Origin of the sequence: Mycobacterium sp. UM_Kg27 (assembly GCF_000972905.1) — a bacterium.
Lineage (GTDB): Bacteria > Actinomycetota > Actinomycetes > Mycobacteriales > Mycobacteriaceae > Mycobacterium.
Genome location: NZ_JRMM01000378.1, coordinates 1 through 241, shown reverse-complemented (window position 1 = coordinate 241; position 241 = coordinate 1). Strand labels below are relative to the sequence as shown.

Below are 241 nucleotides of genomic sequence, written 5' to 3'. Positions count from 1 at the left end.
GGGCTGGCGAGCAATGTCCAGTACCCGGCACGTCACCACCACGGGGATCCCGTCGGCGGCGAGCTCGCTTACGAGCGGGTAGAGCCTTTTCCCGGCAGATTCGCCTGCGACAAATACGCTGCCGCCCGCCGCAGGACCTCGTTCTCCTGCTTCAGCAGCCTGATCCGCTGCCGTGCTGCACGCAGGTCGGTCGACTCCAACGTGGTGGTGCCGGCCTTGACGCCGTCATCGATGTCGGCCT

1 pseudogene is annotated in these 241 nt (G+C 66.8%); it reads right to left on the bottom strand.

The features are described 5' to 3' along the window. A pseudogene (locus tag LI94_RS24910) lies at positions 1-241 on the bottom strand (IS3 family transposase); the annotation flags it as partial.